Genomic DNA, 20,054 nt, shown 5'->3' with positions numbered 1-20,054 from the left:
TGTTAAATCCTCATGAATTACAGGTGCCTCGATCAGGATCTATCGAACTCGCGCCCGGAAACAGGCGTGGCGTGGGAGTCCAGAGGATTTGGGCCATAACGGTTCTCTCCTGGGCTTCCCGGCAGGAGGGTGAAGATGAAGATCGTAAGGCCCAACGCGATGCCGATCAAGCCCAATATGCCCAAGACGATTGCCATACCGCCACTGGGCAGACCAGCCTGCAGATTTTGGGTATTGTGCATGATAGTGGTTCTGAAGATCACATATCCAAACGCTCCGTCGAGCAGGAGCCCGTTGATAAAGGAGACGCCTACCCACCAACCCGTCCGTCCAATATCGTGAACACGACGGACCGTGACCATCAGCATTGGTACGGCAGTGGCCAGGGCTGCCAGCCAGAACCCCATCGCGACAATCGAAAGGAGAATGGAAGTGGTGCCGGAATGATCGTGGGTCCGGAGATAGATACCCAGTAGTTGTACGGCAATATTCAACAATAGATAGAATAAAAGGAAATACCAGTATTCTGAGCGCGGTGCCCGGCCGCTTCTGGTAAAAAACTTTTGATATCCTGACATAATGGATTGTTGCATATTCATTTATGCCCCCATTTGTACCCAACTTGCAGCACGCGACAACCTTACGGCGCAACGGCTATTTTGAGAAGTTGGTGCGAAAGGCGAGACTCGAACTCGCACGGCCGTAACCGCTGGAACCTAAATCCAGTGCGTCTACCAATTCCGCCACTCTCGCATTCGCGCTATCTTATGCGGAATGTCGTTTGTAGACAATGAGCGGGGTGCGGAAATGGTTAAGTCACAGCAACAATCCCGTTTGCGGCGCCTGCTAGTGGTGGAATCGGCGCGGATCATGGCTGACGAAGGGGTGGTGGACTTCCGGGTGGCCAAGGAAAAGGCGGCGCGCCGCCTGGGCGCTGGTGGCGATGCTCAACAGGACTGGCCAAGTAATGCGGAGATCGAGGAAGAGCTTCAGTCACGTCTGCAGCTTTTCCATGGTCAGGCGCATGAGGCGGAGTTGCGCCTGCTCCGCGAGCAGGCTGCGCAGGCCATGCAGTGGCTGGCGGAGTTTCGGCCGCGTCTGACCGGGCCGGTTCTGACCGGGACGGCGACGCGTCACGTGCCCGTCACCCTCCATCTTTTTGTGGACACGCCGGAGAGCGTGATTTTTTTTCTGATGGATCAGAAGGTGGCTTATGAAGAGGTCTGGCAGCGGCTTCATTATGGGGATGCCCCGGCCCGGGATTATCCTTGCCTGAAACTGAATTTTGCCGGGGCTGATCTGCGTCTGGTCCTCTTTGATCTGGACGAGGACCGGCGCAGTCCCGCATCCCCCGTGGACGGTCGACCCCTGCGCAGGGCGACACTCGCGCAGTTGCAGAAGCTGCTGGTGGAATCCGTCCCGAACCCCGTTTGACATCCCCTCATTACCGCCACCCCGATGGCAGTCCCCGAATGGCAGGGGGATTATGGACGAGCTTTGGCGCGATCGTACTGTACGGGCCAGGCGAGTTCGACGCCGAGCTCTCGGGCTGCGTGCAGGGGCCAGTAGGGATTGCGCAGCAGTTCCCGGGCCAGGGCCACGGCGTCGGCCTGCTCGGTGACGAGGATGTGTTCTGCCTGCATTGCCTCGGTGATGAGGCCGACAGCGACGGTGGGTATGCCGACCTCCTGGCGGATGGCGCTGGCGAAAGGCGTCTGGAAGCCGGGGCCGGCGGGGATGACGGCATCCGGCGTCATGCCGCCGCTGCTGCAATCGATAACGTCCACGCTACGGTCCTTCAGCGCCTTGGAGAGGACGACGGACTGCTCCAGGTCCCAGCCGCCGCGCACCCAGTCCGTGGCGGAAATCCTCACCCAGAGGGGCAGATCTTCGGGCCACACCGCGCGCACGGCAGCGGTGATTTCCAGTGGCAGGCGCATGCGGTTTTCCAGGCTGCCGCCGTATTCGTCGGTCCGCTGGTTGCTGATGGGGGACAGAAAGCTGTGCAGCAGATAGCCGTGGGCCATGTGCAGTTCCAGAACCTCGAATCCTGCGGCCAGTGCGCGCCTGGCCGCGGCCACAAAGTCCCTACGTACCTTCTCCAGGTTTTGGGCGTCCATGGCGTGGGGCACGGTATGGCTGTGGTGGAAGGGCAGGGCACTGGGTCCCAGAGGCTCCCAGCCGTCCTCTGCGTCGGTCGCAATGGGGTCGCCACCGAGAAAGGGCGGCCGGGTGGACGCCTTGCGTCCCGCATGGGCGATCTGAATGGCGGTGACCGCCCCCTGCGCCTTCATGAACGCCACGATAGGGGCCAGTGCCTGCGCCTGCGTATCCGTCCAGATACCGAGGTCGCGGGGGGAAATGCGGCCTTCCGGGCTGATGGCGGCCGCTTCAACCATGACCAGCCCGGCGCCACCTACGGCACGGCTGCCGAGATGCACCATATGCCAGTCCCCGGCGACGCCATCGGGCGTGGAGTACTGGCACATGGGCGCCACGCAGATGCGGTTGCGCAGGGTGACGCTGCGCAACGTCCAGGAGGAAAACAGCTTGTGCGTCATGCGGATGCTCCGAGATAACGGGTGAAGTGGTCAAGGGTCAGGCGCCAGCCTTCCTGCGCGGCATCGGGACGGAAGCTGTCCCGAGGATCCGCAAAAAAACCGTGTGGCGCGCCTGGAAACACGGTCAGGGTATAGCGCTTGCCGGCGGCGCTGAGCGCAGTGGCGATGCGGCCATGTTCTCCGGGGGTGATGGATTGGTCCTCGGCGCCATAGAGCAGCAGCAGCGGCGCCCCCATCTGATCCGCCAGGTGCAGCACCGATTTACGTCCGACGGAATCCTGATCGGGAGCAATACCGCCGCCGTAGAAGGCGACTGCGGCGCGGAGATGTTCTGCATGGATGGCGTTGGCCATGAAGGCGTAGCGTCCACCCATACAGAACCCCAGCGTGCCGATGGCGTCCTTACGCACCTCAGCGCGTTGCTGCAGTGCCTGGATGGCCATGTGCGCTTCCTGCATGACGACTGCGTCGTTCAGAGTTTTGAGGTGGGCGATGGCACTGTTGAAATCGGAATATTCATAGGTCTTGCCGTGATACAGGTCGGGCACTATGGCGCAATAACCCGCCCGGGCAAGACGTTGGGCCACGTCCTGAAAGTGTGCGTTGACTCCGAATGCCTCGATGAAGATCAGCACGGCCGGGTGTGGACCCACGTCGGCAGGGCGGGCATACCAGGCGCGTAGGCCGTTTTCCAGTTGAACCCATTCAGATGTGATTTGCGACATGATATCTCCTTGCTGCGGTCAGAAAGCAGAAAAAAGCGGCACGCCGGAAATGGAGAAGCGGATGTTCACGGCACGATGCGGGATACCCTTCAGGCCGCCAGTGACTGGACGTAGAGTTGCAACTGTCGCAAACAACGCCGATAGGCTTCGACGGACTGCGCATTTTTGCCCAGGCCGACGCAGCCTTCGATGGCGGCAACGATGAAGAGTGCTACCTCTTTCGCCTCGACGTCAGTGCGCACCTTGCCGGCGGTCTGCCCCTCGGCCAGGGCGTCGGCCATGACCGAGACCCAGCGATCGAGAATCTGCTGTAACCCGCAGCGGAACGCCTCGTCGAGGGGGCTCATTTCCTGGATGAGATTATTGAGGGGGCAGCCGTAGCGGATGACGGATTCGTCGGCGGTATTGATTTTTTCTTCGAGAATACGATGGAGGCTGACCAAAGGGTCATTGTGCTCGGCAAAAGGGGCGAACCACCGCACCGCAAGTTGCGGCGCAATCACTTCTTCGACTACGGCCAGCCCCAGTTCGCGCTTGGTGCCAAAGTGGTGGTAGAGCGCGCCTTTGCTTACTGAGGTATTGGCAAGAATGCGTTCCAGACTGGCCGCCTGAAAGCCGGATTCCAAAATCTCGATATAGGCGGCATCCAGTAGATCGCTGCGGGTCTGCTCCGGGTTACGGGTTTTTCGTAGGGGCTGTGTCATCATAAAATTAAGGATACCGACCAATCGGTATCTTGTCAAGAAGTGCATGTGCTTTTCCGGCAAGACGCGGCCGATGAAGCAAGGGCAGTGCGAAGGGGGGTACGTTGGCTGCCTGGATCAGGGGGGTTACACTGATCGACACGACATGAATGGAGAAGTGGATATGCAGGCATCGGCAGATTTTCAGCGGCAGGGCGACAAGCAGAATTCCGCTTTTTTTGAGGAGTGGCTGGGACGGTTGCTGGAAGACCGTGACCGCCAGGGCCTGAGCGAAAATATCGGCCGTATCGACAGTCTGATGATCACGGTGGAGCCCGGGCATTCCGTGGCTTATGTCGGCGAACTCTGCCTGATGACGCCTTATGACTACCTGGTTACCTTGGAAACAGAGCAGCACTCGACGCACATCCTGCGGATCGACATGAGTGCCCCCGACGTGCTGGTGCGGGAGGTGAAAGATCCCAACCTGCACGGTATTTTTCGCAGTCTCAACGAGGTCTATCCCATCGGGGCGCAGCGGCCGAACTCCCGGTATATGGGGGAGATCTTTCAGGTTCAAAACCTGCATGAGGTGGTGGAGGTGCAGAAGGGCCGGGAAATCCGTTTTTTCAATCAGGAGCAGGTTCGCCACCTGGAGTTGCCGGGGAATATGGCCATCGTCAAACCGTCTCCCTATACCCACAATGTCGTCGGTTACTGGGAGCGCCCGGACGACCACATCCGGGTCTATTCCCTGGGGCTATCCTCGATCCGGGAGGACATGCAGGCCGCCTTTGAACGGGCCAAGGAATTGCGTGAGAGGCTCGGTCTGGACAAGCTCCTTCTGCCCATCGATCACCTGGCGACCAGGGTCTACAGTCAGAATCGGGAGGCGGCTATTCTCGAGTATCTGACTCTCTCCAGTTATTACTATTGGGGTTCCTACGATATTCCCGATCAGAATTCTTCCACGAATGTGACCAAGAGCATGCATTTTACCAGTGAACTGCAGAGCCCGGCCAAGGTTTTTACCGCCGCCAACCATCCGTATTTTTGCAATCACCTGATCGGCAGACCGTCCCCCACCGAGGCCTTCGTGCGCAACTTCGGGCCGCGTTTACATCATCTGGCGGTGGCGGTGCGGGATGGACACACCGGAGGTCAGGCCAATATCGACCATGTGGTGCACGTCCTGCAGAATTGCGGGCAGAAATTTCTGCTGGAGGTTGCTGGTTCGGAGAGGGAAGGGCTGAAGCAGATTTTCTCCAGCGCTTCGGAGCATTCCTCGCTGATCGTGGAGTACGTACAGCGCTTCGGAGGTTTTCAGGGCTTCTTCACCAAGGATAATGTCGCCGACCTGACGGCGGCGGCAGGTGCGGATGAGACCCTGCGCAGTCTGGATGCGGCGGCACGTGCCTCCTGAGCGGCGGAACGCTCAGCGATGACGCAGCGACAGATCCAGGCTGCGCAGATGGCGGGTGAGGCTGCCCACGGAAATGAAATCCACGCCGGTGGCCGCTGCTTCAGTGATATTGTGCAGGTCCATATTCCCCGATGCCTCCAGGGGCAGACGCCCTGCGACTCGCTGCACGGCAAGGCGCAAATCCTCCAGGGTAAAGTTGTCGAGCAGGATCATGTCGGCGCCCGCGCTCAGCGCTTCTTCCAACTGGCTCAGATTTTCCACTTCAATTTCGATGCGGGTGAGTGCCGGAGCCAGTTGCCGGGCCGCCTGCAGTGCCGCCGCGACGCTGCCGCAGGCAGCGATGTGATTTTCCTTGATGAGAATGCCATCGTATAGGCCCAGCCGGTGGTTGTGTCCGCCGCCGATACGCACCGCATATTTTTGCGCCTGACGCAGGCCGGGGATGGTTTTACGGGTGTCCAGCAGCCGGGTTTTATGGCCGCGCAGCATGTCGACAAAAGCGCTGACCTGGGTGGCGGTACCGGAGAGCGTCTGCAGGAAATTCAGTGCGGTGCGCTCGCCGCTGAGCAGAGCCCTGGCAGGACCGGCGATGCTGCAGATTTCCTGATCGGGCAGCATCCACGCGCCTTCGGCCAATTGCCAGTGGATCTGAAGGGCGGGGGATAGCGCGGCGAAAGTGGCATCCGCATAGGGGCGTCCGCAAAGAATGCCGGCTTCCCGGCTGATGATGCGCGCGCGCAATTCCTGATCTGCCGGAATGAGTGCTGCGGTCAGGTCACCGCTGCCGATATCTTCGGCAAGAGCCTCTTGTACCGTGTGTAATATGTCAGCGGGGATCATGCGGGTAGGTCTCCTTTTTTGCGGCTTACCTGAAATAGCCAGAGCAAACCTATGCTTGCGGCTATCAGCGATGCGAGCAGGATACCGAGCCTGGCTTCTTCTCGCAGCTGCGGATCGCCAAAGGCCAGTTGGCCGATAAATAAAGACATGGTAAAACCGATGCCGCCGAGCCAGGCAGCGCCCAGCAGGTGTGGCCATCGTACCCCGGCAGGCAGCCGCGCGATTTTGAGGCGCACGGCCAACCAACTGCTGAGGCCGATGCCCAGGAATTTGCCCAATACCAATCCCAGGCAAATACCGATGGTAACGCTACTGAACAGCATGTTCACGGAGATGTGCGCAAAATGGATGCCGGCGTTGGCGAGCGCAAAAACCGGAAGGACCGCAAAAGTCACCCAGGGCTGAATGGCATGCTCCAGACGTTGTTGGGGGGCCAGCGCGGCGACGCTGATGTTGCGGATGTCCTGAATGATCCCGGCAAGTTGTTCGTTGACCAGAGGATCCAGACGTTTGCCGTGGATTATGGTATCGCGCAGGTGTTGTCCGTGGGCACTGAGGTTGTCCGCCAGTTCGCCCGGCAGTATGCGGCCCCGCGCCGGGATGGTAAAAGCCAGAAGAATCCCGGCCACCGTGGCATGGATTCCGGAGAGTATCACGAAATACCAGAAGGGTAGCCCGACCAGCAGATAGGGCAGGGTATGACGAACGCCGCTCCGGTTGAACAAAAGCAAGGCCAGTAGCAAGAGCAGGGCGATCATCAGCGCTTTGATATGGAGCGCCGGTGTGTAAAAAATCGCGATGACCAGCACTGCGCCCAGATCATCGGCGATGGCCAGTGCAGTCAGAAAAATGATCAGATTACGAGGGATGCGCCAGGCGAGCAGGACGAGAATCCCGATGGCGAAGGCAATATCCGTCGCCATCGGGATTCCCCAACCGTCTGCCGCCGGGCCGGTCGGGTTAAATTGGTGATAAATCAACGCCGGAGCCAGCATGCCGCCAAGCGCGGCGATAACCGGCAGGGCGGCATCGCGCAGGGAGGACAGTTCCCCCACCAGAAATTCGCGCTTGAGTTCCAGCCCGACCACAAAAAAGAATACCGCCATCAGCCCGTCGTTAATCCAGTGATGCAGGCTCTGATCGAATATCCAGTTACCCCAGTGCAGGCTGAGATGCTGCTCCCAGAACGCGTGATAGGCCGTGTGCCAGGTTGAGTTGCTGAGAATCAGGGTGAGGATGGTCGCCGCGATGAGCACGATACCACCCGCCGTTGCCCGCCGCAGAAACTGTTCGAAAGGTGAGAGCATTCTTCCGAACAGGGGTTCCAGGGGATAGATCTGGCGTTTAGCCATCCGGGTGTCTCCGATTTCCGGGGGCGTTGATCACAACGAGGCTAACCGCCGTGCCTGCTCCTCCAGTTGCAGTAATGCGGCATCCACCTCCCGCAGACGTTCCTCTTCTTTGGCGACCACCTCTGCGGGCGCCCGGCTGCGAAAGCTCTCCTGGCCGAGTTTGGCGACGGTTTTGGCGCGATCCTGTTCCAGTCGCTGCTGTTCCTTGGCGAGGCGGGTCTGTTCGGCGGCCACGTTGATCACCCCCGCGAGAGGGACGAGGACGCGCAGATCGCCGACCAGTTGCAAGGCGGCGGGCGGCGCTTCCTCTTCGGCGCCCAGCCATTCCAGACTGGCGAGGCGGCCGAGGGCGAAGAGCCAGGACTGATAGCGTTCCACCCTTTTCCGGTCATGGGTATCGCCGGCCTGCAGGAGCAGGGGCAGAGGTTTCCCCGGTGGGATATCCATCTCGCCGCGCACCGAGCGGATGGCGCGGATGACGGCAATCAGCCATTCCGTATCGGCATCGGCATCGGCGTCCACACGAGCGAGATCGGCCACCGGGTAGGGGGCAAGGGCAATGCTGTCGCCCGCCTTGCCGATCATCGGTGCGACCCGCTGCCAGAGTTCCTCGGTGAGGAAGGGCATCACCGGGTGCAGCAGACGCAGTCCGGCCTCCAGCACCCGCAGCAGGGTATTGCGGGTGCCGCACTGCTGTGCCGAGGTAAACGGGCTGCCCTCGCGCAGCACCGGTTTGCTCAGTTCGATATACCAGTCGCAGTAGTCATTCCAGAAAAACTGGTAGAGCGCATGGGCGGCGTCGGCAAAGCGATACTGGTCGATGGCGCTGTTGACGTCCGCCTCGCAGTGCTGCAGGCGACCGATGATCCAGCGTTCCGGCGCCAGTAGCTCGCGCTCGCCGTCCAGATCGGCCGGATTTCGTGTCTGCATCAGGGCAAAACGCGAGGCGTTCCAAAGCTTGTTGCAGAAATTGCGATTCCCCTCCACCCGCTTGAGGTCAAACTTGATGTCCCGGCCCTGGGTGGCCAGTACCGCGAAGGTGAAGCGCAGGGCATCGGTGCCGAAGGCGGGAATGCCGTCGGCGAACTCCTTACGGGTGGCCTTTTCGATTTTGGCCGCCATCTGCGGCTGCATGAGACCTCGGGTACGCTTGGCGACGAGGTCTTCCAGACAGATGCCGTCGATGAGGTCAATGGGGTCGAGGACATTGCCTTTGGACTTGCTCATCTTCTGGCCCTCGGCATCGCGCACCAGACCGTGGACATAGACTTCATGGAATGGCACCTCGTCCATGAAGCGCAGACCCATCATGATCATTCGCGCCACCCAGAAAAAAATGATGTCGAAGCCGGTGACCAGCACGCTGGTGGGGTAGAACTGGGCAAGGTCCGATGTTTTTTCCGGCCAGCCCAGGGTGGTGAAGGGCCACAGCGCCGAACTGAACCAGGTGTCGAGCACGTCCGGGTCGCGTTCCAGGACCACCGGCATGCCGTAATGGCGGGCGGCCTCCGACTGCGCTTCCTCTTCACGACGAGCGACAAAGATTTTGCCGTCGGGACCGTACCAGGCAGGAATCTGGTGCCCCCACCAGAGCTGGCGGGAAATGCACCAGTCCTCGATGCGCTGCATCCAGTCGAAGTAGGTTTTGTTCCAGTTTTCCGGCACGAAGCGGATGCGGCCTTCTTCCACCGCGCGGATGGCCGGCTCCGCCAGGGGGGCGACCCGCACATACCATTGATCGGTCAGATAGGGCTCGATGACGGCATGGGAGCGGTCGCCGCGGGGCACCATGAGTTGGTGTTCGTCAGTGCGTTCCAGCAGGTTCTCCGCCGCCAGCAGGGCGAGAATCTGCTGGCGGGCGGCATAACGGTCCAGTCCGCGCAGGGTCTCGGGAATCTCCCCGGCGACGACGCCGTCGCCGAAGACCTCGATACTGTCCCGGATGCGCGCGTCAGGGGTAAAGACGTTGAGCAGGGCCAGGCTGTGCCGTTGCCCCACCTGATAGTCGTTGAAATCGTGGGCCGGGGTGATTTTGACGCAGCCGGAGCCAAATTCCGGATCGACATAATCGTCTGCGATGATGGGAATCTCACGGTTCATGACCGGCAGGCGCAGGGTCTTGCCGACGAGGGCGGCGTAGCGCGGATCGTCGGGGTGAACCGCCACCGCCACGTCGCCCAGCAGGGTTTCCGGACGGGTGGTGGCGACCACGAGGGAGCCGGTGCCATCACTGAGGGGATAACGGATATGCCAGAGCGAGCCTTGCTCCGCTTCGCTGACGACCTCCAGATCGGAGACTGCGGTACGCAGGACCGGGTCCCAGTTGACCAGCCGTTTGCCGCGGTAGATCAGCCCTTCGTCATGGAGGCGGACGAAGACTTCGGTGACCGCATGGGAGAGCCCGCTGTCTAACGTAAAACGCTCGCGTGACCAGTCACAGGATGCCCCCAGCCGTCGCATCTGCCGGGTGATATGGCCACCGGATTCCCGGCGCCACTGCCAGACCCGTTCCAGAAAGGCACTGCGGCCCATCTGATGGCGATCGCCGCCTTCCTGTACCAGTTGCCGTTCCACCAGCATCTGGGTGGCGATACCGGCATGGTCGGTGCCCGGCTGCCAGAGGGTGCGCTCGCCGCGCATCCGGTGGACGCGGGTGAGGATATCCATGAGGGTATCCTGAAAGGCGTGGCCCATATGCAGGGTGCCAGTGACATTGGGTGGCGGAAGCATGATGCAATAGGGGGTGCCACTGCCTTTCGGCTGGAACAGGCCGTGGGTTTCCCAGCGTGCGTAGCATTGGGTTTCGATTTCGGCGGGGGCGAAGGGGCGATTCAGAGTGTCAGTCATGGGAGGGTATCTTACTCGATTTCCGAGGCGTTGATCTGGTCCAGGCCTTCGTGCAGGACGCGCTGCAGTATTTCCGGAAGCGATTTGCGAAGATCTTCGCTCAGGCTTTCACGCAACTGGATGCCCTCCAGCGCCAGGGTACGCATGATCGTCAGGCTGATCCGCTCCTTCCAGACGGTTTGCAGATGCTGTGTCACCTGCTCTTCGATCTCGTTGATGATCCGTCGTTCGATCTCCCGGAAAAGCAACTCTTCGAAGTCTTTGAGAAAATCGAGGGTCATGGGAGGCATCGCGGCGGTTGACCCGACAATTTCGGGGGCATCGGTTGTCGTGGTCTCCTGCAGTGTTTCCGGGGAAGCCGCGTCATCCTGCCAGTGTGGCGCTGCCTGTGCATATTCTCCGGCAGTCGCTGCTGCGCCATTGCTCGCTGCCGCAGCCTCCTCCCAACGCATGGAAAAGGCGGCGGGATTGTCGGGCGTCGCCACCGGCCCGGAACCATGCGGAGGGAGTTGGTCCGGCGCCGCCTCTGCCGGCGGACGGTTTACGGCTTCCGGCGCTTCGTCGTCCGCATGTCGCCAAAGCTGGGGTGGCAACCCCGGACGTACAAGGTTGGTGAGCAACAGCGGGGCGTCGTCATCGACGTCCATCTGCTCTTCGAGGACAGGTTCCTTACGTGTGGTCATGCTTGCCATGGCGTGTCTCCGATCAGGCTTCCAGGGGATGCACCTGCATGGTGAATCCTGCGTTCTTTAATTGTCTGTATCGTTCTCTGGCGAAGCCGCGTAATTGCTCCGCGACCGGAATGAAGTCGATGAGCCGCTCGCAGGGGGGGAGGGGCGCCGGCAATTCGTCCAGCCCGCAGAGCACCAGCGCCTTGCCCTGCAAGGGCCATGCGCCGTTCTCGTGGATGCGTACCGGTTCTCCTGCGCCCCGGACATGGGGCACGAAAGCTCCCGCCTGAAAGGTCCAGAGCAGGTCATCCAGGGCCTGCCCGGCCTCCGTATCCGGACACAGGATATCTGCTTCTCCCATGACCTGCCACACCTTGGCAATCACCCGGCACATGCCGCGCCGCTGTTCGTGCGCGGTAAGCAGTGTCGGCGGCAGGGTATAAAACGAGGCGACAGGCAAGGGCGGTCCTCTCAGGCCACCTGCCGAGCCCGCCGCAGCAGATACTCCACCAACAACGGTACCGGGCGGCCCGTCGCATTTTTGTGTTCGCCGCTCTTCCACGCCACCCCCGCAATATCGAGATGGGCCCAGTGATAGTTTTCGGTGAAGCGCGAGAGAAAGCAGGCGGCGGTGATGGTCCCCGCCGGCCGGCCACCGACGTTGGAAAGATCCGCAACCGGGCTCTTCAATTGCTCCTGATATTCCTCGAAGAGGGGTAACTCCCAAACCCGGTCCATACTTTCCTTGCCCGCAGCGATGAGATCATGAACGAGCCCTTCATGATTGCCCATTACCGCCGCCGTCTGGTGCCCCAGGGCGATGATGCAGGCGCCGGTAAGGGTGGCCATGTCGATCACCACGTCGGGTTCGAAACGCTCCACATAGGTCAACGCATCCGCAAGAATCAGCCGGCCCTCGGCATCGGTATTCACGACCTCCACGCTCATGCCGTTCATGCTCCTGTGGATGTCGCCGGGTTTGGTGGCCTGCCCGTCGGGCAGGTTTTCCGAAGCGGGCACCACGGTAACGATGTTCAGCGGAAGTTGGAGTTCTGCCGCTGCCTGAATCGCTGCCAGGGCCGATGCCCCGCCGCACATGTCATACTTCATTTCATCCATCTTGTCGGCGGGTTTTAGAGAGATGCCGCCCGCATCAAAGGTGAGACCCTTGCCGACCAGGACGATAGGCGCCTGATTTTCGGCACCGCCCCGGTATTCGAGAATGATCAGGCGGGGCGGCTGCCGGGATCCGTGGGCCACGCCAAGGAGTAGGTGCATACCCAAGGCTTCCATCGCGTCCGGACCGAGGATAGTGCTTTTGATGCCCAGCCGCCCGGCCATGGCCTCCGCTTGTTCAGCGAGCCACGTGGGAGTACAGATATTTCCGGGTTCGTTGGCCATATCCCGGGTCCAGGCGACGGCGCGGGCCGTTACATGAGCTTCTGCTACGGCACCCTGAAGCTCCGCGAGCGCTGCGGTATCGTTTTCAGGAATGGATAGCTGCAGTTCGGATATGGGTCGTTGTGGCGCGTCAGCAGGTTTCTTGTGGCGATCGAAGTGATACTCCGCGTCCGCCACGGCCTGGACCAGTATTTTGGCGCAAGCCGGCGCGGAACGACGTATTACCGGGATGTCGAGCAAGTGCAGACTGGCGCGCCCGACATGGGCACCCTGCAAAGCGCGGGCCGCAGCCAGCGCGGCTTTGCGGAACTGACTGTCCTTGACCTTGCCATGGCTGCCGAGGCCCAGAACCAGTACTCGCGCCGCAGCCACGCCGGGCACCTGGTAGAGCAACTGCGTGTCACCACAGGCGCCGCTAAAGTCTCCGGTATCGAGGAGGGTCCGGAGCGCGCCGCCGCTGGCCAGATCAACCAGCGTTGCGGCAGGGCTCAATATGCCGCCTTCATAAACTCCGACGACCACACAGTCACTGTTGTCGGTAGTCGGGTTCTGGCATTGTACGGCTATCTCCACGGCGGTTCTCCTGATAATCTTATGGGTGAGGAATTCGAGACGATGTCAAAGACAGAACATAAGCCCCAGAGGCACAGGGAATCAAGTCTTGCGTATAATCCCCAGGGGTTGCCCGCTTGACCCGCATTCGTATGCAGGTCGTGCGCAATCTCACGATCTCCTTTCTGCTGACCAGCCTGGTGGTGCTCGCCATTCTGTCTATCGGTCAGTTGACCCAATTGCTGAGGCAGGTCGCCTCCGGGCAGTTGCCATTGTCGATCATTCTGCGATTGCTGGGACTGGCGCTGCCGACCTTGCTGGTCATGGTATTGCCCCTGGCCTTTTTTTTCGCGGTTTATCTGGTGTTCAGCAACCTCTATCGTTCCAACGAGATGGTGGCCATCCGAAGTACCGGCACCGGGCTGATGGGACTTCTGCCGCCCGTCGCGGTGGTTGCGGCGTGCGTCTTTTGTCTGGAACTGATTTTGTCCCTTTCCTGGGCGCCCGGCGCGCAGCGCGAGTTGCAGTCCGAATCGGTACGCCTCGCCAATGCTGCGGCAGAAGCCATGCTGCAGCCTGGTAGTTTCACGAATTTACCCGGTGGCAGGGTTATTTACGTGGGGCAGGCCGTCGGTAAAGACAGCCACCGCTTCCAGGAGATATTTTTGTCTGTTGCCCAGGGCGGGCAACTGGATATGGCGACAGCGGCTTACGGCGAGGTCAAGCCCGCTCAGGATGGTGCCCTGACCCTGGTGCTGGTGGATGGCCAACGCTACCTGGGGCAGCCGGGAAAAGACGGGTTCAAAGTCCTTTCCTTCGCACGCTACCGGGTATTGCTGGACAACCAGGACAGCGGCGGCGTCGAGCGCGGCGGCATCAACTGGAGCAGCGCATCTTTGCCGCAGCTGGTACGGCAGTTGCGCGGCACCGGGATGCGTTTTGCCGTCTCCGAGCTGGAGTGGCGCCTGCTCTGGCCGCTGGCGTTGCCATTGTTGGCTTTGCTGGCCATCCCCCTGGCTTACAGTGAGCCCCGCGGCAGCGGACGGGCGGCGGGCATGCTGGTGGGTATACTGTTTCTGCTGGCCGTCAATAACATCGTCGTTTACGTCAAAGAGCATATGATGAATGGTAGCATGCCAGTTTTCCCCGGATTATTGTGGGTACTCGTGCTGATTCTGGTGGTTGCTGCCTATGCCTTTCTCCGGCGCAGCCGCGATCTGCCGATGTTACCCGCCTGGCCGGGGCGGTCTGCGTCATGAAACGCGCCGACCGATTGCTGTTTCGCGGCATGCTGCTGTATAGCAGCCTCGTGCTGGCCATGCTGCTGACGCTGGTCTATATCGCCCAGCTCATCGCTAAATCCTCCGGGCCCGGGCACGGCGTCTGGTCTATGACCCGTCTGCTGTCCTATGCCGCTTTGCAGTTGCCCGACGTGGCGTACGATGTGATCCCGCTGGCGCTACTGCTGGGTGCCTTGGTCTGGATGAGTATCCTGAGCGGGCATTCCGAGGTGATTGCTCTGCGCATGTCGGGGTGGTCGGTCTGGCGCCTGGAGCAGCCGTTGTTGCTGGTCGGACTGTTGGGTGCCGGCCTGATGTTTGCCCTGGGAGAATGGGTCATACCAGTGACGGCGCCCGCCGCCGAGGCGATGTGGGCCAACGCCGGTGAGCCGGGAGCGGGCTTCCACAATATGGGACCGCGGGGATTATGGCTGCGCTATGAAACACAGATAATCCAGGTGGGCACAGTGGGCGATGGCGGGAAGATCCTGCAGAACCTGCATATCGCCGACGTGCGCCAGGGTATGGTGGGCATCAATGCCATCACGACGGCCTCTGAAGCTGTATTCCAAGGGGGGCACTGGTATCTCCACGATGTCCGGATGTTCAGGATCACGCCTGACCAGATACGGATGACGGCCGTTACGGAGACGCCCTGGCCGGTAGCCCTGCACCCGGCCACCCTGAGCAGTTTTGCACACCCGACACGCACCATGACCTTGCTCACCCTGTGGCAAAGTTACCAGGCGTTGCAGAGCGGGGCGTTGAACATGAACCGCTTTGCCCTGGCGTTCTGGCGTCGGGTGAGTTATCCGTGGGTGGGTCTGGTGATGATTTTGCTGGCGGTACCGTTTGTGACGCGCAATCCCCGAGGTGGAGGCCTGGCGGCGCGGGTCATGGCGGGGCTGGTGCTGGGACTGGGATTTCATTTCCTCACGGAGATGTCGGGATATATCAGCGTCTCCGGCGGGATACCACCCCTAGCCGCCACGCTCCTGCCCATTGCGCTCTTTGCGGCTGTTGCCGGGGTGTTGCATCGCTTTAGCTGAGCGCAGCGTCACGCTGGCGAATCAGTTCCTGGTCAAACGCATTGTCGAGTTCCTGGGAAAGTTTGAGAACCTTGCGGAATACGGCGGGATCCGTGTCATCGGCCTGGCTGCGCAGGCGCAGGTGGGCAAGTCCATCAAAGCTGTGCGCGCGGTCCACGGGGTCATCGACCCTTTTGCACTGGTTGCCCTGATAGAGGGCGGTCAGCACCTCCGTGGTCAGCGCGTCGTCAAGCCCGCCCTGTTGCGCGGCACGCAGCGCCGCATCCGGCGCCATATCCGGCAGGAAGGGGTATCCCAAATGGCGGTCGAGGAATTCTATGAGTTGTTGATAGGTCATGCTGGACTCCGGGATGAGAAAGTTCGGCTCACGCCGCCAAACGACAAATGACATGGTAAATCGGAGGGGATGGTAACGCCGTCCGCGAGGTTGGCTTTTTCACCCTGCACCGTTTTATCCTGCATATTGCAGGATATACTGCCACTGGCTGCTGCTAATGGGCAAGATCGACAGGCGATTCCCTTTGCGAATCAGTGGGCTGTCTGAAAACTCCGGGACGGAGCGAAGAAAGTCCAGCGCGATGCCGTGGGCAAAGGTTCGGCGATAGGCCACTTCCACCAGATCCCAGCGCGGCCGGTCGGGATGGGAGGCCGGGTCGTAATATTTGCTCTGCGGGTCAAACTGGGTAGGGTCCGGATAAGCGGTACAGACGACTTCGGCAGTGCCGACGATACCCGGGACCGGTACACGTGAATGGTAAATGAAGGCTTCGTCGCCGATCTGCATGCTACGCAGGAAATTTCGGGCCTGATAATTGCGGATGCCGTCCCAGGGCTCCTGCCCGCGTCGCTGCAAATCCTGCAGGGAAAAGGCATCGGGCTCGGTCTTCATCAGCCAGTAGGCCATTCGCTCAACCCAGTGACACGGGGTGGCCGAGACGCAGGCTCAGCAGGCGGCCGACGGCCTGTTTCAGGGATTCCCCCGTCCGGCTATCCTGCCACGCGCCGCCCTGCCACGAAAAACGTGCCGGACCATCGCTGCACGCCAGCCAAATCTGTTGCGCCGCTTCCTGACGATTGACGATGATCTGACTGTCGTCGGGCAGGAGCAGGGTGAGCACGCTGTCCACGAGGTCGCACTCCACTTCGGGAGCATCGGCCTCTATCCGGTTCTGCAGGTCATCGAGGGTGCTTTCGACGGTGACGGCGAAGCTTTGCGGGTTCATGGGGCTATCCTGAGTCATGCCCTCATGATGCAGTCTGCGGCGGCGCAGGGCAAGCCGTCATCTCCGCGTCGTATCTGCGCGAGGAACTTAGGAAGGTCGATCGCGATGCAGTATCTTCAGAAAAGATGTGCCGTAAGCCGCCAGTTTGCGCTCGCCGATGCCGGGGAGCGCCGCCAGTGCTTCCAGGTCACGCGGGCGTCGATGGAGCATTTCCATGAGGGTGGCGTCGTGAAAAATGATGTAGGGCGGCACGCCCTGGGCTTGCGCCAGTTCACGGCGGTGCTGGCGCAGGGCTTCCCAGAGCGCGGTGTCGCGGGGTGCGATCTCCGGGCGTTGTTCGCGTTGCTTCGGGACCGAGCTTTCGTGCTGGCGCAGGGTCAGCTTTTCTTCGCCGCGCAGGAGCGGGCGACTGGATGGGCTGAGGCGCATGCCGCCGTGACCGTCGTGATCCACTTCCACAAGTCCGCGCAGCAAGAGGTGGCGAAACAGGGCGCGCCACGCGTTGGCGGACAGTTCTTTGCCAATACCGTATACGCTGAGCCGATCATGGCCCTGTTGCCGAATGCGTGGATCTTCCCGAGCCAGCAACACGTCTACCAGATACTGCACCCCGAAGCGCTGACCGGTACGATGAATGGCAGACAGGGCTTTCTGTGCGGCCACCGTGGCATCCCAGGTGGCCGGCGTCTGCAGGCAATTGTCGCAATTGCCGCAGGGGGAGGAGAGGCTTTCGCCAAAGTAGCCGAGCAGGGTCTGACGGCGGCAGTCCGTGGTTTCGCAAAGCGCGAGCATAGCGTCCAGCTTATGTCCTTCCATCTGTTTGCGCGGCAGGTCGGCTTCGGATTGCTGGATCATCTGCCGTAACTGCACGACATCCTGAAGACCGTAATGCATCCAGGCTTCTGCAGGCAGACCGTCGCGCCCGGCACGCCCGGTTTCCTGATAGTAGGCCTCGACACTCTTGGGCAGATTCAGGTGCGCTACAAAGCGGACATTGGGTTTGTCAATGCCCATACCGAAGGCGATGGTGGCGACAACGATCACACCCTCATCCCGTTGAAATCGTTGCTGGTTACGACGCCGCTCGTCGAACCCCAAACCGGCATGATAGGGCAGGGCGTCCAGCCCTTCGCCCTGCAGCCACTCGGCAACTTCCTCCACGCGCTTGCGGGACAGGCAATATACGATGCCGGCATCTCCGGTGTGGCGGTCGCGGATGAATCGCAACAAGGCGTTGCGCGCACCCTGACCACCGCTGTTGATATGGTAACGGATGTTGGGTCGGTCAAAGGAGCCGATAAAGGCGGCCGCTTCTTGTAGCGCCAGCCGTTCGGTGATTTCCGCGCGGGTTTTTGAGTCGGCGGTGGCAGTGAGGGCGATGCGCGGCACCTGGGGGAAGCGCTCATGCAGCACTCGTAACTGCAGGTATTCCGGGCGAAAGTCGTGACCCCACTGGGACACGCAATGGGCTTCGTCAATAGCGAAGAGGTTGACCGTGGCCCTTTGCAGCAGGTTGAGGGTGCGTTCCTGCAGCAAGCGTTCCGGAGCGATGTAGAGCAGATCGAGGCTGCCCCGTAGCAACGCTTCCTCGGTGGCGCGTGTTTCTGCGGGGCTGGCAGTGGAGTTCAGGGCGGCAGCAGCGACACCCGCCTGACGCAAGGCGGTGACTTGATCTTCCATGAGCGCGATCAGTGGCGAAATGACTACGCCCGTCCCTGCCATGGCGATGGCGGGAATCTGATAGCACAGGGATTTTCCACCCCCCGTAGGCAGGAGCACCAGCGCATCCCGGGCCGCCATGAGGGTCTGGATTACCTCTTCCTGCGGCACCCGGAAGGCGTCATAACCGAAGGTGTGGCGGAGGATTTCCACTGGCTGCTGGGTAGGGAGGATCGGCATGGTGCCTCAGGTTGAGCGCTAAACGGGATGGACCAAAAATCTGGTGGTCAGCCCCTCACCCGCTGTCCGGTCGTGCAAACATAGGGCATGGGGTTTGGTAAATAAGGGGTTCGTCCAGATCGATCCGTGCCGCGGTCAGTTGGCGACCCCAGACACAACCGCTGTCCAGCGCCAGCAAACGTGGTTGCACCAGCAGACCCTGGGTGGCCCAGTGACCGCAGATGATAGACCCAGACGTCTGTTTTTCCAAAAAACGCTCATGCCATGGTACAAATTCGCGAGCGGTGTCCTTGGGCGCAGTGCTGGACCAGTTGAAAACACCCTTGGCAGTCACGTAGCGGGCGCGGGTGAATACGGCGACCCGGAAGCGTTGCGCCTCTTCCTCGTTGCGACAAGCCTCCCAGCGGTTGGGTGCCGGGGCGTCCCAGAGAGATTTCAGGAAACGCCGCCAGTGACGATCGCGCAGCGCATCCTCGACGGCGTCAGCATGCCCTCGCGCGCTGGCCATATCCCAGTCGGGATGGATAGCCGCGTGGACCATGCTCCAGCCCAGTTGCGGATCGGTATGCAGTAACGAACGGGTGCGTAACCACTCCATCCAGTCATCGGTGTGAGGATCGGCCAGCAGTGGGCCGAGGGTATCGTTCTTTTTTGCCGCAACGATGCCCGCCCAGCGGGCGAGTGCGTATAAATCGTGGTTGCCCAGGACGATCTGCACCCGCTCGTGCCAGGCGTAAAGCCGGTTGATGACGGCGCGGCTATCCGGTCCCCGGTTGACGAGATCGCCTGCCAGCCAGAGCCGGTCTGTCTGCGGTGTGAAGTCTACCTGTTCCAGCAGAGCGGCAAAGGGGACATAGCAACCCTGCAGGTCGCCCATGGCGTACGTGGTGGTCATAAATCAGAGCGCGACAACCTGGTCGGAAAGCCTCATCTGGCGAACCAGAGTTTTCATGCTCGCTACTTTGATGCCGGGAATCAAGGTCAGGCTTCCGACCGCATGCATCCAGTCGAGACCAATTACATAAATTTCGGCGCCCAGTTCTTGAATCTCCGCGATGAGATCGTGGTGAACTTTTTGCCGATCCCCTGGATTTTCTATATGTAGCGCCAGAGATGCCGCTTCTTCGGAAAGAAACAGGCTGACTGGGATGCCATCGGCGAGAGCGGCTGCCGCCATGCGCAGACCCTGAAGAACGGGATTGCCGCTGGCATCCGGATGGGATTTGATGAGAATGGTCCAGTGCATGGTCGGTTCGCTCAATATTTTAATTTTCCGTTCAAAATGTTGCGCGTCCTCGCGCCGCTTTCGCATACCTTTCCATGTAAGCATAGCATAAAAATGCAAGGTGGGGCTTTTGTATGGAAGATTTCTCCGTGCCCTTGACCCGCTCCGGGGGCGTCGATATAAGATGGTCACGGAAGTATCTGACGAACAATAACGGATCACCTGAATATGCCGGATCTGCCGATGTGGATGCCTTATCGTATTATGCTGGCTGCGAGTATCCCGGATGACGGGCAAAGGGCATATGGCGCATCAGGAAGGTT

The 20,054-nt window shown here is 60.8% G+C and carries 20 protein-coding genes and 1 tRNA gene; 4 read left to right on the top strand and 17 right to left on the bottom strand.

What is annotated here, in order from left to right; genetic code table 11:
• Window positions 1-32 precede the first annotated feature (32 nt).
• Together AFERRID_RS01665 and AFERRID_RS01660 are read right to left on the bottom strand one after the other, a co-directional pair.
• A complete protein-coding gene (locus tag AFERRID_RS01665) occupies window positions 33-599 on the bottom strand; it encodes a DUF805 domain-containing protein (protein ID WP_126604249.1) in 567 nt (188 codons plus the stop codon).
• Between the two features lie 69 nt (window positions 600-668).
• Window positions 669-753 (bottom strand) — tRNA-Leu (locus AFERRID_RS01660).
• A 54-nt stretch (window positions 754-807) separates the two neighbouring features.
• Here AFERRID_RS01660 and AFERRID_RS01655 point away from each other — a divergent pair.
• On the top strand, window positions 808-1,434 hold the full coding sequence (locus AFERRID_RS01655) for a nucleotidyltransferase (RefSeq protein ID WP_113525371.1): 627 nt from the start codon (window positions 808-810) through the stop codon (window positions 1,432-1,434).
• 50 nt (window positions 1,435-1,484) lie between these two features.
• Here the strand turns inward: AFERRID_RS01655 and AFERRID_RS01650 are convergent, their stop codons facing one another.
• The 3 genes from AFERRID_RS01650 to AFERRID_RS01640 form a co-directional block, all read right to left on the bottom strand.
• On the bottom strand, window positions 1,485-2,561 hold the full coding sequence (locus AFERRID_RS01650) for an NADH:flavin oxidoreductase/NADH oxidase (RefSeq protein WP_126604248.1): 1,077 nt from the start codon (window positions 2,559-2,561) through the stop codon (window positions 1,485-1,487).
• Window positions 2,558-3,286 carry a dienelactone hydrolase family protein gene (locus tag AFERRID_RS01645; protein ID WP_113525373.1) on the bottom strand — a complete coding sequence of 243 codons (729 nt, stop codon included), beginning with the start codon at window positions 3,284-3,286 and terminating at the stop codon, window positions 2,558-2,560. The genes AFERRID_RS01650 and AFERRID_RS01645 overlap by 4 nt, the downstream gene beginning before the upstream one ends.
• An 89-nt stretch (window positions 3,287-3,375) precedes the next feature.
• On the bottom strand, window positions 3,376-3,993 hold the full coding sequence (locus AFERRID_RS01640) for a TetR/AcrR family transcriptional regulator (RefSeq protein WP_225981788.1): 618 nt from the start codon (window positions 3,991-3,993) through the stop codon (window positions 3,376-3,378).
• A gap of 160 nt (window positions 3,994-4,153) precedes the next feature.
• On the opposite strand from AFERRID_RS01640, the gene AFERRID_RS01635 reads away from it, so the two are divergent.
• Entirely contained in the window at window positions 4,154-5,392 is a 1,239-nt protein-coding gene (locus AFERRID_RS01635) for a hypothetical protein (RefSeq protein ID WP_126604247.1), read from the top strand.
• Between the two features lie 12 nt (window positions 5,393-5,404).
• Here the strand turns inward: AFERRID_RS01635 and nadC are convergent, their stop codons facing one another.
• From nadC to AFERRID_RS01605, 6 genes are read right to left on the bottom strand one after another with little or no spacing between them, the layout of a single operon-like run.
• A complete protein-coding gene (gene nadC / locus AFERRID_RS01630) occupies window positions 5,405-6,232 on the bottom strand; it encodes a carboxylating nicotinate-nucleotide diphosphorylase (RefSeq protein ID WP_113525375.1) in 828 nt (275 codons plus the stop codon).
• Window positions 6,229-7,584, bottom strand: a complete 1,356-nt coding sequence (gene nhaA, locus AFERRID_RS01625) for a Na+/H+ antiporter NhaA (RefSeq protein ID WP_172959315.1) — start codon at window positions 7,582-7,584, stop codon at window positions 6,229-6,231. Before nhaA ends, nadC begins: the two co-directional genes overlap by 4 nt.
• A 30-nt stretch (window positions 7,585-7,614) precedes the next feature.
• A complete protein-coding gene (locus AFERRID_RS01620; RefSeq protein WP_113525376.1) occupies window positions 7,615-10,431 on the bottom strand; it encodes a valine--tRNA ligase in 2,817 nt (938 codons plus the stop codon).
• Window positions 10,432-10,442: 11 nt separating this feature from the next.
• A complete protein-coding gene (locus tag AFERRID_RS01615; protein ID WP_113525377.1) occupies window positions 10,443-11,123 on the bottom strand; it encodes a hypothetical protein in 681 nt (226 codons plus the stop codon).
• Window positions 11,124-11,136: 13 nt separating this feature from the next.
• Entirely contained in the window at window positions 11,137-11,562 is a 426-nt protein-coding gene (locus tag AFERRID_RS01610; RefSeq protein ID WP_113525378.1) for a DNA polymerase III subunit chi, read from the bottom strand.
• Window positions 11,563-11,573: 11 nt separating this feature from the next.
• Complete coding sequence (locus AFERRID_RS01605; protein WP_113525379.1) at window positions 11,574-13,076, bottom strand: leucyl aminopeptidase; 1,503 nt, start codon at window positions 13,074-13,076, stop codon at window positions 11,574-11,576.
• Between the two features lie 116 nt (window positions 13,077-13,192).
• On the opposite strand from AFERRID_RS01605, the gene lptF reads away from it, so the two are divergent.
• Together lptF and lptG are read left to right on the top strand one after the other, a co-directional pair.
• Entirely contained in the window at window positions 13,193-14,314 is a 1,122-nt protein-coding gene (lptF, locus tag AFERRID_RS01600; RefSeq protein ID WP_126604246.1) for an LPS export ABC transporter permease LptF, read from the top strand.
• Window positions 14,311-15,384, top strand: a complete 1,074-nt coding sequence (gene lptG / locus AFERRID_RS01595) for an LPS export ABC transporter permease LptG (protein WP_113525381.1) — start codon at window positions 14,311-14,313, stop codon at window positions 15,382-15,384. Before lptF ends, lptG begins: the two co-directional genes overlap by 4 nt.
• Here the strand turns inward: lptG and AFERRID_RS01590 are convergent.
• The 6 genes from AFERRID_RS01590 to AFERRID_RS01565 all read right to left on the bottom strand — a co-directional run bounded on the left by AFERRID_RS01590 (window position 15,377) and on the right by AFERRID_RS01565 (window position 19,851).
• Complete coding sequence (locus AFERRID_RS01590; RefSeq protein WP_126604245.1) at window positions 15,377-15,721, bottom strand: hypothetical protein; 345 nt, start codon at window positions 15,719-15,721, stop codon at window positions 15,377-15,379. The two genes, lptG and AFERRID_RS01590, sit on opposite strands and share 8 nt — an antisense overlap.
• Before the next feature lie 114 nt (window positions 15,722-15,835).
• The gene (locus tag AFERRID_RS01585; protein ID WP_126604244.1) at window positions 15,836-16,288 is read right to left on the bottom strand and encodes an EVE domain-containing protein; all 453 of its coding nucleotides are present in this window, start codon (window positions 16,286-16,288) and stop codon (window positions 15,836-15,838) included.
• 4 nt (window positions 16,289-16,292) lie between these two features.
• Entirely contained in the window at window positions 16,293-16,607 is a 315-nt protein-coding gene (cyaY, locus tag AFERRID_RS01580; protein ID WP_113525384.1) for an iron donor protein CyaY, read from the bottom strand.
• Between the two features lie 87 nt (window positions 16,608-16,694).
• A complete protein-coding gene (gene recQ / locus AFERRID_RS01575; RefSeq protein ID WP_126604243.1) occupies window positions 16,695-18,506 on the bottom strand; it encodes a DNA helicase RecQ in 1,812 nt (603 codons plus the stop codon).
• A 55-nt stretch (window positions 18,507-18,561) separates the two neighbouring features.
• Complete coding sequence (locus tag AFERRID_RS01570) at window positions 18,562-19,401, bottom strand: symmetrical bis(5'-nucleosyl)-tetraphosphatase (protein WP_113525386.1); 840 nt, start codon at window positions 19,399-19,401, stop codon at window positions 18,562-18,564.
• Between the two features lie 3 nt (window positions 19,402-19,404).
• Window positions 19,405-19,851 carry a DsrE family protein gene (locus tag AFERRID_RS01565; RefSeq protein WP_226833052.1) on the bottom strand — a complete coding sequence of 149 codons (447 nt, stop codon included), beginning with the start codon at window positions 19,849-19,851 and terminating at the stop codon, window positions 19,405-19,407.
• Between the last annotated feature and the right edge of the window lie 203 nt (window positions 19,852-20,054).

Source organism: Acidithiobacillus ferridurans, from assembly GCF_003966655.1.
Taxonomy (GTDB): Bacteria; Pseudomonadota; Gammaproteobacteria; order Acidithiobacillales; family Acidithiobacillaceae; genus Acidithiobacillus; species Acidithiobacillus ferridurans.
The sequence above is the reverse complement of the archived record's forward strand: the minus strand, read 5'-3'. Positions and strand labels throughout refer to the sequence as shown.